The sequence below is a fragment of the Paenibacillus sp. P13VS genome (assembly GCF_015143645.1).
In the GTDB taxonomy this organism is placed as follows: domain Bacteria; phylum Bacillota; class Bacilli; order Paenibacillales; family Paenibacillaceae; genus Paenibacillus; species Paenibacillus xylanilyticus_A.
Window position 1 is genome coordinate 245,750 of the sequence record NZ_WYEV01000002.1, and the last position, 12,776, is coordinate 258,525.

At 45.4% G+C, this 12,776-nt stretch carries 15 protein-coding genes; 1 reads left to right on the forward strand and 14 read right to left on the reverse strand.

The window, feature by feature from the left end:
* Positions 1-11: 11 nt before the first annotated feature.
* From GUA98_RS02275 to rplS, 4 genes are all read right to left on the reverse strand, one after another.
* On the reverse strand, positions 12-710 hold the full coding sequence (locus tag GUA98_RS02275; protein ID WP_193721941.1) for a ribonuclease HII: 699 nt from the start codon (positions 708-710) through the stop codon (positions 12-14).
* A gap of 544 nt (positions 711-1,254) precedes the next feature.
* Positions 1,255-2,118: a ribosome biogenesis GTPase YlqF gene (gene ylqF, locus GUA98_RS02280; protein ID WP_153977982.1), complete on the reverse strand. Its 864-nt coding sequence runs from the start codon at positions 2,116-2,118 to the stop codon at positions 1,255-1,257.
* 162 nt (positions 2,119-2,280) lie between these two features.
* Positions 2,281-2,898: a signal peptidase I gene (gene lepB, locus GUA98_RS02285; RefSeq protein WP_193721942.1), complete on the reverse strand. Its 618-nt coding sequence runs from the start codon at positions 2,896-2,898 to the stop codon at positions 2,281-2,283.
* Between the two features lie 301 nt (positions 2,899-3,199).
* Entirely contained in the window at positions 3,200-3,541 is a 342-nt protein-coding gene (rplS, locus tag GUA98_RS02290) for a 50S ribosomal protein L19 (protein WP_018883527.1), read from the reverse strand.
* A gap of 307 nt (positions 3,542-3,848) precedes the next feature.
* Between rplS and GUA98_RS02295 the strand changes: the two genes are divergently transcribed.
* A complete protein-coding gene (locus GUA98_RS02295) occupies positions 3,849-4,814 on the forward strand; it encodes a polysaccharide deacetylase family protein (protein ID WP_153977980.1) in 966 nt (321 codons plus the stop codon).
* A gap of 3 nt (positions 4,815-4,817) precedes the next feature.
* Here the strand turns inward: GUA98_RS02295 and GUA98_RS02300 are convergent, their stop codons facing one another.
* The 10 genes from GUA98_RS02300 to ftsY all read right to left on the reverse strand — a co-directional run bounded on the left by GUA98_RS02300 (position 4,818) and on the right by ftsY (position 12,731).
* Positions 4,818-6,065 carry a hypothetical protein gene (locus tag GUA98_RS02300; protein ID WP_193721943.1) on the reverse strand — a complete coding sequence of 416 codons (1,248 nt, stop codon included), beginning with the start codon at positions 6,063-6,065 and terminating at the stop codon, positions 4,818-4,820.
* A gap of 148 nt (positions 6,066-6,213) precedes the next feature.
* A complete protein-coding gene (locus GUA98_RS02305) occupies positions 6,214-6,591 on the reverse strand; it encodes a VOC family protein (protein ID WP_193721944.1) in 378 nt (125 codons plus the stop codon).
* 223 nt (positions 6,592-6,814) lie between these two features.
* Positions 6,815-7,588, reverse strand: a complete 774-nt coding sequence (gene trmD, locus GUA98_RS02310; RefSeq protein WP_153977978.1) for a tRNA (guanosine(37)-N1)-methyltransferase TrmD — start codon at positions 7,586-7,588, stop codon at positions 6,815-6,817.
* Position 7,589: 1 nt separating this feature from the next.
* Positions 7,590-8,102 (reverse strand): ribosome maturation factor RimM, encoded by a 513-nt coding sequence (gene rimM, locus GUA98_RS02315; protein WP_095358712.1) that lies wholly within the window; start codon positions 8,100-8,102, stop codon positions 7,590-7,592.
* 249 nt (positions 8,103-8,351) lie between these two features.
* Positions 8,352-8,582: a KH domain-containing protein gene (locus GUA98_RS02320; RefSeq protein ID WP_024630185.1), complete on the reverse strand. Its 231-nt coding sequence runs from the start codon at positions 8,580-8,582 to the stop codon at positions 8,352-8,354.
* Positions 8,583-8,605: 23 nt separating this feature from the next.
* On the reverse strand, positions 8,606-8,878 hold the full coding sequence (rpsP, locus tag GUA98_RS02325) for a 30S ribosomal protein S16 (protein WP_024630184.1): 273 nt from the start codon (positions 8,876-8,878) through the stop codon (positions 8,606-8,608).
* 54 nt (positions 8,879-8,932) lie between these two features.
* Positions 8,933-10,309: a signal recognition particle protein gene (gene ffh / locus GUA98_RS02330; RefSeq protein WP_024630183.1), complete on the reverse strand. Its 1,377-nt coding sequence runs from the start codon at positions 10,307-10,309 to the stop codon at positions 8,933-8,935.
* A gap of 60 nt (positions 10,310-10,369) precedes the next feature.
* Positions 10,370-10,720, reverse strand: coding sequence for a putative DNA-binding protein (locus GUA98_RS02335; protein WP_153977977.1), 351 nt, complete (start codon positions 10,718-10,720; stop codon positions 10,370-10,372).
* A gap of 226 nt (positions 10,721-10,946) precedes the next feature.
* Complete coding sequence (trhA, locus tag GUA98_RS02340; RefSeq protein WP_193721945.1) at positions 10,947-11,594, reverse strand: PAQR family membrane homeostasis protein TrhA; 648 nt, start codon at positions 11,592-11,594, stop codon at positions 10,947-10,949.
* A gap of 123 nt (positions 11,595-11,717) precedes the next feature.
* Positions 11,718-12,731, reverse strand: a complete 1,014-nt coding sequence (ftsY, locus tag GUA98_RS02345) for a signal recognition particle-docking protein FtsY (protein ID WP_153977975.1) — start codon at positions 12,729-12,731, stop codon at positions 11,718-11,720.
* Between the last annotated feature and the right edge of the window lie 45 nt (positions 12,732-12,776).

The following is a 12,776-nucleotide window of genomic DNA, read 5'->3' on the forward strand; positions in this document are numbered from 1 at the left end:
GTACGTCTTGGTTAAAATAAAGTATGCTGCTCGCCTAGCAGATTGCCGAGAAAGCTCCGTCTGTGCATCGGTGTGGCTCCAAGAGCCATGATCTGTTCGCGATGAAACTTTGTTGCATATCCCTTATGTATCGACAGACCATACTCCGGATATAACGTCTCCCATTCCTCCTTGCAGAGCCGATCGCGGGTTACCTTCGCAATGATGGATGCTGCTGCGATGGACTGGCTGTTGGCATCGCCTTTGATAATGGAGATCTGAGGTACATTTACGTCCACTTTTTCGGCATCAACCAATAGATAGTCAGGTACACCATCCAGGGCCTCCACGGCACGCTTCATTGCCAGTCTGGTAGCCTGTTTAATATTGAGACGATCAATCGTTTTTGCATCCGCAAAACCAACACCTACGGACAAAGCCTTTTCCATGATAACGTCATACAGAGCTTCACGCTTCTTCTCTGTTAGTTTTTTGGAATCATTAACACCTTCCAGTATCAGATCACGAGGTAATATGACAGCAGCGGCCACCACATCTCCGAATAGACATCCCCTGCCCACCTCATCAATGCCTGCAATTCGCTCAAAACCACTCTCCCAATACTCCCTCTCATGAATCAGCAGATCACGAGGTTCAATCTCTGCTTTTTTCTTCTTGGATTTAGAAGGTTCCATTGGTATCAGTTCATTCATTTCATTATGTTCAGTCATTGCTTTCATCTCCTCTACCCACGCAAGCTTTAACATGTTTCTCTCTATAAGTCATCCATGTCTCGTGTCCCTAAGCACGGCTCGGGAAGTCCCAATTTTTTGACACGCTAATATGTTCAGTCCAAGTAAATTACTTACTCTCTTGATCACACCCTGAACGTGGTACTTTGTTATAGACGCAGATTCTAGCTCTTTGTTTTCAAATTAGCAAAAATTACTTCGTCTTCATTAGCACCGTGATATGCATATATAATAATAAGAGTTTGTTTCTTCATTTATCGGTATCTGAAGATTTAAATTGAAGATATCCTGTGGTCAACCAGGCCAATTGCCTGAACTCTCATCATAGCACGATTTTTACACCTCAGATATATACACAAGACTATCTCATCCTTTCCTATTTGTGGTCATCTTTCATTCCTGTTTTATATTCGCTGCTCTATCATAAGTTCGTTATTTTTTGTATAAATGAAAAAAGCGACCGCTCCCGGTAATCCGGTAACGGCCGCTTCTTTCGGCTCAATATTGCATATGCAAATTCCTTTTAATATGGAGCTTCCATAGAGAAGCGTCCCATCTTGCCTGCACGCAATTCACGCAGAAAAGCACGCGATGCTTTTTCCAGGTCCACACGCCCACCGCTAACAATACAGCCCCGTTTACGACCAACCTGTTCCATGATGGCTATAACGCTATCCGAATCATCTGCATCCTTGGAGAACTCCTGAAGCTCATAGCGTTCCTCCAGAGCATCCCAGTAGTAGCGCATCAGGTAGCTGATTGCAAAGAAGGCGATATCCTCGGCATTAAGGATCTCTTCCTTAATGGCTCCTGTGACCGCAAGCCGATAACCTACGTTCTGGTCCTCGAATTTGGGCCACAAAATACCAGGCGTATCGAGCAGCTCCATCTCTTTACCTACTTTAATCCATTGCTGACCCTTCGTTACACCAGGGCGATCTCCCGTCGCTGCAATATTTCGTCCAGCAAGCCGGTTAATCAATGTGGATTTCCCTACGTTGGGAATACCTACAATGAGCGCACGAACGGCACGCGGGTTAATACCCTTCGCCAGCTGACGGTCAATTTTCTCTTTGAGCAGCAACCGGGCCTGTGCCGGAATGTCTTTTACGTTGGTCCCTGTGGATGCATCCACAGGGAACGCAGTAATTCCTTCATTTTTGAAATAGGCAATCCATTCCTGTGTCACCTTGGCATCCGCAAGATCAGACTTGTTTAACAAAATCATGCGAGGTTTACCCTGTAAAATTTCATCAATCATCGGATTTCGGCTGGAGACAGGCAGACGGGCATCCAGCAGTTCGATGACCACGTCAATCAGCTTTAACTTATCCTGAATCTGGCGTCTGGCCCGGGTCATGTGACCTGGAAACCATTGTATCGTCACCTTGTCTTCACCTCATTATTTAATGATATATAAGCTAAAGCTACAATTCATTTGATCCCTTTGTTGGCAAAACACATTTCCGGTCACGGGTATCCCCATTCTTATTTTGCCCTCTCTGGTATGGAGTAAACGATATATTTAGCTTATATATCCTGAACTTGATTAGTGGTTAATCCACTTGATATCACCGATCGGCCAGAAAATAACATCTGCACGTCCTACGATATCCTCTAGAGACACGTAACCAATCATTCGGCTATCCGTACTGTTCGGACGATTGTCGCCCATTACAAACACATGCCCTTCTGGCACCTTGCCATCCGGGAATTGCTCATTCGGGAAGTCCTTCACATTATAGGTTCCGCCATTCGCTTCGGCTGCGTCAATCGCTCCCTGAATGTAGGTCTCATTCACTTTCTCCCCGTTTACCATAACCGTATCCCCAGTCACCTGAACAGTATCACCCGCTACAGCAATGACACGTTTGATGAAATCACGTCCTTCTGAAGGAACATGGAATACGATAACCTCTCCGCGCTGTGGTTCCCGGATATCGTACAGGATTTCATTTACGATCACACGTTCACCTGTATGGAAATTCGGCTGCATGGAAGGTCCGTCCACGACAAACGGTTTGAATAATAACCATCGAATTAAAATAACGAGCACCAATGCGATCACAATCGCTTTGAGCCATTCGACAATCTCATTTTTGGCTTTTTTGGATCGACTGCCCTTCTCTTCGGCAGAATTGTCCTGGTGTTGAACGTCCTGTTCCATTATTGATCTTCCTCTCTTCACGGTACATGTTATAGCAGTTTACACATCCAGCTTTTCACATCATTCATTTCATTGAATTCATGCAAAATTCTCTAAATCAGTTATGTACTTCTACACGAGCATTTTCATTTTAGTACAAATGATCCGCATATTACCTATGCTCTAACTGATTACACAAGCCTCCCGGACTCTCACGCGTGTGCCGCCATACCATTTTACTCGGAAGTGTACCTCCGGTTCAACTTTTCCCGGACAAAAACGAAAAGGGCTTGTCTCCAAGCCCTCTCCGGTATCCGTTATATTAACGAATTTCTTTAATTCTCGCTGCTTTACCGCGTAGTTCACGAAGATAATAAAGCTTCGCACGACGCACTTTACCACGGCGAGCCACATCGATTTTATCGATTTTAGGGGAATGAAGCGGGAAAGTTCTTTCCACACCTACACCGTAAGAAATTTTACGAACTGTAAAAGTCTCACTGATTCCACCACCACGGCGCTTGATCACAACACCTTCGAACAATTGGATACGCTCACGAGTTCCCTCGATAACCTTAACGTGCACTTTCAAAGTGTCACCAGGACGAAAACTCGGAATATCTTTGCGAAGTTGTTCTTGAGTAATCGCTTGAACGATATTCATCTATGACTCCCTCCTTCCGTACAGGCGTTCATACTTCTTCCGGAGAACTCCCTGTCTCCTTCATTATCCATAGAGGACCGCCGTATTCCACACAACAGAATTATTGTACCATGCCCTATATCAAAACACAAGGAAAAATAAACATAATATCACAAACAACTCATCTACCTGAAGTCAACCACATTACGGAAAAAATAATGTAACTTTCTGTCAAGAATGTTCGTCTATGATATAGCTTGGTAGAATACTGAATACCTGTCTGAATTGCACTAAGAAATGAAATTGTATAAGGAGAAACAACCGAACTATGAAACATTGGAAAAGATTTACCCTTGCTTCACTAGCTGCAGTCACTTGCATCATTACGCTGTATGCCTATGCTGTTAATCATCCGACAAATGCACTATCACACAAAGCATGCACATCCTGGGACATGGTCAAGCGTAAAGCGTTCCTGATGTCACACACGGACTACTCAAGCAAGACCGGTCTGAATCTGGCTACCTTTCAAGTTGCGCCTGGTACAGCTACCGAAGTTCCTGTACTCATGTATCACTACATACAGCCCAAAGTGAATAATCACGAAACAGGTAACAAGTCCATTATTAATCTTGAGGATTTCGAAGACAATATGAAGTACTTGCATGATGAAGGGTACAATACGATTACATTGGAGCAGTTGGAAGACTACGTAAATGGTCTGATCTCACTACCCAAGAAGTCCATTGTCATCACTTTTGATGACGGATATCAGAACAATTATACACTTGCCTATCCCGTGCTCAAAAAATATAATTTTCATGCTTCTCTCTTTGTCATCGGCAGCAAGATTCAGGATCAACCAGCTGATTTTGATCCCGCCAAAAAAACGTTTATCTCCGAACCGGAGATGAAGGCTGCAGCAGATGTATTTGAGTTTAACAGCCACACCTATAACTTGCACCACAAGGGGTTTATGCGCTGCGGTGAGAGCGTGCCTGTAGGACTTGATACAAGCCTGCTGAACGATGATATCAGGATGATGAAGGAAAAGGGAATCGACACGCCCTATTTGGCATATCCTTTCGGTTACACCAGCACGCAGATGATTTATCAGCTGCAGCAAAATGGGTATCGCATGGCTTTCTCGGTTCGCTCAGGTTTTGTTCATCCGGGAGATAACCCGATGAAGCTCCCAAGACTAACGGTGACCACCGGAACGGATTTAGCCAAGTTGCTTAACCCGGAGGCAGATCAGTCAGATATACTCCCTCTGGTCGACATTAGTCAATAGTAATTAAATCAACACTTCTCCGCCAGGATATAGAGTCGAGCTGTACAGTCTTTTGGACTGTGGCTCGGCTTTTTTTGAGGCCCACGGAGTCAGTTCAATCTTGGAGCTGGAATACAGGACAGCTTCATTCGCATCATAGATGATGATCTGTTCCTTCCCGGTCTGACAGAGATCCGCATGTACGGCATATCCTTCTTTTTCGAATACTGCAACCGATTGCATCTGTCCATCTACCAAAGAAGGCAGTACCCCTCCGCCTCTGCGATAAGCTAATATATAATCCAGTCCACTATCATCCCAGTCCCGTACAGGCTCTATAATCGTCAGCCAGCCACGTGTCGTGCGATCTTCCTTCCAGAGTTCTTTCCCCTCGTAATCCAGCAAAAACATTCCGTCTTTTCCATGCTCATCACCGCGAATGATACGATCAAGACCAGCGATCTGCAAACCGGGCAGCCCGTCGCAAAACTTTCCTAACGCGATGTGCTGCGATTCAATAGAATCGGCATAGCGCCATATCTCGTGGCCGTAACGGTCCATCATTACCGTTACACTGCCGCCGATAACTATTTCAACATGACCATCTCCGTTCACATCTCCAAACCAGATACAATCGGCATGATCGTCCAGATCAGTGCAAGACCATAGCAATGTTCCGTCATGATCAAGCATGTCATAGCCTGCCATTACCTCATCCTTCCCATCTGCATCAATATCGTATACCCATGGGAAATGTCCTACATTGCCTTCGTGCTTCCATAGAAGATTGAAATCATGATCAAGGGCCCATAAGGTTTTATACCGATCTTTGAGTAGGACATCCAGCTTCTGTTCATCTCCGGTCAGATTCGCAAGAATAATGCAGTCATGTGCCTCGTCACCCGGTAAAGAATGTGTTCTTTTAATATCTCCGGTTTTACCGTCCAAAATCAAAAACTGCTTACCCATAATACAAATGACTTCAATGTTCCCGTCTCCATCCCAATCCGCAATTTGAGCGGGGTAATCCGATCCAGGACCACCAGCATCCGGATCAGGCTTTCCCACTTGCCAGAGGAGCTCTCCATCCAGATCATATGCGGTCAGACAGGATACCTGGTGCGGAACATAACGGTCATCGATTCCGCCGTCAGCTTGAACCAGCAGTAACTCTAATCGTCCATCCCCATTCAGATCCCCGAGAAGCATTTTGCACCGTTCCCCGGCTTTACTTATATCTATTCTGCCGATCTCGTAAGGCTGATGATTCATCATCTTCCTCCTCCGTTTAATCGTTATAGATTGCTCACCCTAAATTTAACATAAAGATCTCATCTGTTTTTGATAGCTCTTGTTCTGAATTCCTGAAAAAATAAACATTCACATGGTTTACTCTGCAGGATATGAACGCTGCCTCATCTTATTTAGTCCATTCCAAAAATTCCAACCTATTGCCAAAAGGATCGTGAACATAGAAGCGTTTTACTCCTTCATCCGTTCTCGCATCATCATCTATGATATGAACCTGTTTGCTGCTTAAATGTTCCTTAAGTAAGTCTAGGTTCTGAACGTGAAATGCCGGATGAGCTTTGGTAGCGGGCACAAAATCTTTTTGTACTCCGATATGAACCTGATGCGTTCCACATAGAAACCATACGCCACCACGTTTTTTTAGAGCTTCAGGTTTCGGAATTTCTGTCCATCCCATAAGGTTATGAAAAAAACTCCGTACCTCCGCTTCGCATCCTTCTGGTGCCGCAAGTTGGACATGATCCAGACCATAAAAGCTATAATTCATTTCAGTAACCCCTCCAAGTTTCATTTAGTGAAACAACGTTTCATAATTACATTTTATAATAGTTTGCTTATTTAATCCATATTTTTACATTTTCGAACATCACGAAATTTCCACCCTATACTTCCACAACAACAAAAAAGACCAACCTCATTACCTAAGGGTGGCCTGTATATCTTGTAATCATAGCAATGCTACTTACCATGCGATCTTAAAATATGTGCAGCTACTCGGAAGTCCGTTCCATCTCAGAACGAAGTTTATCGAGCCATAGCCGTTCTTTTTCGGTCAATTCAGCAGTATCCAGCATATCCGGTCTGCGCTCCAACGTACGAATCAGAGATTGTTCTCTGCGCCATGCATCAATATTCAGATGATGTCCAGATAACAGCACATCCGGTACCTTCATGCCTCTGAATTCAGGCGGTCGTGTATAATGCGGATATTCGAGCAGCCCTGTGCTGAACGAATCCGTCACAGCACTCGTCTCGTTTCCGAGTACACCCGGGATCAGACGAGCAACACTGTCAATGGCAACCATTGCAGGCAGCTCACCTCCGGTTAATACATAATCTCCAATGGATAATTCGTCGGTGACGAGAAATTCGCGAATACGCTCATCATAGCCTTCATAATGTCCACAGATAAAAATCAGATGATCTTCTTGTACCAGCTCTTCTGCTTTTTTCTGTGTAAACGTCTCACCTTGCGGACACATTAGAATAATGCGAGGAGGTTTGCTCGATGCTGCGGCTGACTCTTCGCTGTGCTTTTCAAGAACATCCTCTACAGCAGCAAAGATCGGATCAGGCTTTAATACCATCCCTCCGCCTCCGCCATAAGGTGTATCATCAACCGTATTATGTTTATTCGTAGCGTAGTCCCGGAAGTTTACTGCATTCAGTGACACGAGCCCCTTCGTCTGAGCTTTGCCAAGAATGCTTGTCCCGAATACACCTTCGAACATTTCTGGAAATAACGTTAGTACATCTACTCTCATGTTACAGCAATCCTTCCATCAGATGAACCTTTACCAGTTTCTCATTCACATCGACATCAAGCACTACATCGTCAATAACGGGTAACAGAATTTCCTTGCCTGCCGCCGTTTTAACAACCCATACGTCGTTGGCTCCAGGTGTAAGAATCTCGGAGATGGTTCCCAGGTTCTCACCTTCTTCAGTCACAACAGTACATCCAACGATTTGGTGGAAGTAATACTCATTCTCCTCCAGCTCAGCCAAGTTCTCTTTGGAAACTTTGGCTATACCGCCTTTGAACTTTTCCACTTCATTAATGTTTCCGTATTCCTTCAATCGGACGATATACATATTTTTATGCAAGCGCGCGGATTCCACATGAACCAGCACAGGGTGGTTGTCGGGTGTAAACAAATACAGCTCCGCATTTTTTGCAAAACGTACTTCCGGGAAATCGGTTAAAGGCATGATTTTCAACTCACCACGAATTCCGTGTGTATTGACGATTTTACCTACATTCATAAACTCTGCCATACGTTCCTCCTGCATTTCATTCAATATTGTTCGTAGTTATGATCTTCCTACAGTCGTTCCGGTAATAGATCGTTATCCAATCGCTATAATCCTCTAATCTTAAATTTCATGATTCAAAGGTTAAAATTCAGTGATAAAGGCAAGCGTGAGCGTGATTCATGTTTGACGAGCTAGTCAATCATAGTATTTAAGTTTCAGCATGCACGAAAAGGGGCTAGGACATGCATCCTAACCCCCTTTCGTATATCTTTAAGATATGATATCGACGGTAACCCGTTTATCCATCTTAACTGCTGCTGATGTGACGACCGTACGAAGAGATTTTGCGATTCGCCCTTGTTTACCAATAACCTTCCCGACATCGTCAGGATGAACAGTTAACTCGTAAACGACAAGCCGGTCTTTCTCAACCGTCCGAACCGCCACATCTTCCGGATGATCGACCAAAGCCTTAGCAATTATGCTTACTAATTCTTCCATAGATGACCCTCCGAATCAGCACCTTATTTAGTCAATTTAGACTCGTGGAACTTCTTCATCACGCCCGCTTTGCTCAGCAAGTTGCGGACAGTGTCGGATGCTTGCGCACCGTTTTGAAGCCATTGCAATGCTTTATCTTCATCGATCTTAACAACAGCCGGTTGTTCAACCGGGTTGTAGTAACCGATCTCCTCGATAAAACGACCGTCACGTGGGGAACGGGAATCCGATACCACTACGCGGTAGAAAGGAGCTTTGTGAGCACCCATACGTTTCAGACGAATACGAACTGCCATTTGAAAATTCACCTCCTTCAATGAAATCTGTATATTCCTCAGCAACCCTTGTAATCAACGGAAAGGAAACTTCATTCCTTTACCAAGACCCTTCAGCTGCTTCATTGCCTTGTTCTTGCCGCCTTTAGGTCCCATCATATCCGAGAACTGTTTCATCATGCGGCGCATTTCATCAAACTGCTTGATTAGACGATTAACCTCAGCCAGAGATGTACCACTACCTGTAGCAATACGTTTCCGGCGACTATGATTGATCATGTCGGGGTTGCGCTTCTCCTCGGTAGTCATGGAGTACACAATCGCTTCAATCCGGCCCATTTGCTTGTCGTCCACTTTCAAGTCCTTGGCTTGCTTCATCTTGCCCATGCCGGGAATCATATCCATGATCTGATCGATAGGTCCCAGCTTCTTCACCTGATCCATTTGCTCCAGGAAATCCTCGAACGTAAATTCTGCATTACGCATTTTGCGTTCCATTTCCTTGGCTTTTTCGGTGTCAATGTTGGATTGTGCTTTCTCAATCAGGGAAAGCATATCCCCCATGCCGAGGATCCGTGAAGCCATCCGTTCCGGATGGAAAGGTTCAAGAGCATCGAGCTTCTCGCCGAGTGACGCAAACTTGATCGGGCAGCCAGTGACTGCTTTTACCGAAAGGGCAGCACCACCGCGCGTATCGCCATCCAGTTTGGTCAAAACGACTCCGGTCAAGTCAAGCTGCTGGTTAAAGTGTTCCGCCACATTAACAGCATCCTGACCTGTCATACTATCGACCACAAGCAGGACTTCGTCCGGATTCACTACGCTGTGAATCTGGCGCAGCTCTTCCATCAGTTCCTCATCTACATGCAAACGTCCCGCGGTATCGATGATGACATAGTCATTGCCGTTATCCTTGGCATGCTGCAGACCCTGACGTGCGATCTCTACCGGGCTTGTCTGATCTCCCAATGTAAACACCGGAGCCTTGATCTGCTCACCCAGTACTTGCAATTGCTTGATCGCTGCCGGACGATAGATATCCCCCGCGACCAGCAATGGTCGGCTGTTCTGCTTCTGCAGCATTTTAGCGAGCTTACCGGATGTCGTGGTTTTACCAGCACCCTGCAAACCGACCATCATCAGCACCGTAGGCGGCTTGTTCGCTTTAGCCAGTTTCGACTGGCTTCCACCCATCAAGTCCGTCAGTTCCTTGTTTACGATGTCGATGATGACCATGCCTGGCGTGAAGCTTTCCATAACTTCCTTGCCGACAGCTTTCTCTTTCACCTTGGCGATGAATTCCTTGACCACTTTGAAGTTTACATCCGCTTCGAGCAATGCCAGACGTACCTCACGCATAGCTTCGGCAACATCTTCATCCGACACCTTGCCCTTGCCGCGCAGCTTGCTGAACACATTCTGCAATCGGGTCGTTAATCCTTCAAATGCCATGATCCCACCTCCTTAAGCTGTAATACTGTTTTTAGAACCGATACGTTCCATCCCATTTCCTCATTCCCGGAGCTGGTGAACAATATCGTTTATTTGTTTGTTGTTATCAATGGAGACGCCTGCGCGTTCCAGTGCATTTTGCAATTCTTCAAGATTGCGGCTGCGTCGCTCGTGCTTCTCCAGCAAGCCCAGCTTGCTTTCGTAATTTTCCAGCACCTGCTCAGCACGCTTGATATGCTCATATACCGCCTGGCGGCTGATCTCAAACTCGGCTGCAATTTCACCAAGCGAGAAATCATCATGAAAGTAATATTTCAGAAATGTTTGCTGTTTCTCAGTAAGCAAACGTTCATAGAAAGCAAACAGCAAGTTAATCCGGTTTGTCTTCTCAAGCCGGTTTTCTTGACTCATATCAGGGCACTCCCTTCGTCAAGGAAAAACACTTTACACTCTTGCAACGTTCCTAATAATACCGAAAACAAATCAGGATGTCAAGCAAAAATACTTGTCACGAAAAAAACATCTATTTGAAGCATCCAAAACATTGATTTGTGGCTTTTTTCTTCATATCCAACACCTCCAAAACGAACAAAAAACGAATACGTCTCCGTTGAGAAGTCGATTCGTTTTTACGTTTCTATCTGAGCGGCGTAAGGTACAACAGAACGGCAAAGAAATGAAGAATACTGCCAGCGAGCACAAATACATGCCAGATCGCATGATGGTATGGAAAGCCGCGCCATACATAAAATAGTGTCCCAAGTGTATACATCAGACCACCTGCAACCAAGAGGACTATTCCTCCAGAAGGGATCGCCGCAACGAGCGGTTGCCAGGCAATGACGATAAGCCAGCCCATGGCAATGTAGAAGATCGTGGACATAAACAGGAATTTTTTCGTAAAGAAGGCTTTGAAAATCACTCCTGCGATTACAATGCCCCAGATGACTCCGAACAGACTCCATCCGAGCGTGCCGCGAACAGCTACAAACAAGAATGGCGTGTACGTACCTGCAATAAACAAATAGATCGAGGAATGGTCAAAAAACTCGAACAGATCCTTGGCCTTGCCTTCTTTCAATGCATGAACCATTGTCGAATTCGTATAAAGAAGCAGCATCGTGATCCCGTAGATCGTGAAACTGACGACATGCCAGACTGTACCTTTCATACTCGAAAAAACAATCAACAGCACCAGTGCTGCAACGCTGAGCGCAGCGCCGATTCCATGAGTCACTGCATTAGCGACTTCTTCACGGCGGGAATAGGTGTAGGTATTGGCCATATCAACCGTCCTTTCTAACCCTATTAAGATATCTACATTCTTCCATTATACACCTATTGCCGGTGACTTAACATGTATGTACACGCTCATCAACGGCAATAGGGCTTATCATTTTATCAACTTTTAGGTATTCGCTTCTTCTTCCTCTGTGCCTTGAGCTGGCTGCTCCTGAATCAATCCGGCAAACAAGGCATGTACAAATTGCTCGGAATCGAATGGCTGCAGGTCGTCAATTTTCTCACCAAGACCTACCATCTTCACTGGCAGATCCAGTTCCTGACGAATGGCAACAACAATACCACCTTTCGCCGTACCATCCAGCTTCGTCAGCACGAGTCCAGTCACGCCGCTTTTCTCCCCAAACAGTTTGGCCTGGTTCAATGCATTCTGTCCAGTTGTTGCGTCGAGAACCATCAATACTTCGTGCGGAGCTTCCGGGATTTCACGCTGAATAACACGATAGATCTTGTTAAGCTCCTCCATGAGATTGGATTTGTTCTGCAGACGACCTGCCGTATCGCAAAGCAAAACATCAGCTCCACGCTGTTTCGCTGCTTGCACAGCATCATACATAACCGCAGCCGGATCAGATCCCGCCTGCTGCTTGATGACTTCAACGCCGGCACGCTGTCCCCATACCTCGAGCTGCTCAATTGCACCGGCACGGAAGGTATCACCAGCAGCCATAATGACTTTTTTGCCCTCCTGTTTGAAACGATGTGCCAGCTTGCCGATCGTTGTTGTTTTACCTACGCCGTTGACACCGACAAACAGAATAACGGTAATGCCATCCGGATTCATCTTCAATTCGTTATTTTGTTCACCGCGCAGGAGGTCTGTCAATTTCTCGGACAATACAGGCTGCAATTCAGCCGCGTCTTCAATTTTGCGTTTTTTGACCTCAACACGCAGGTCTTCGATCAGGTTCATGACGGTATTGACCCCAACGTCTGCTCCAATCAGGATTTCTTCCAATTCCTCATAGAATTCCTCATCGATCTTTTTGCGGCGAATAACGAGATCCGATACTTTCTCCACAAGCCCTTTACGAGTCTTCTCCAGTCCATCCTTGAACTGTTTTGTTACCGACTCCGTTTTGCTTGCAATGCTGTCTCTCAGCTTCTTAAAGAAACTCATAAAGCCCCTCCATCGTGTACGTAATCTTAGTGCTGTTTATTTAAT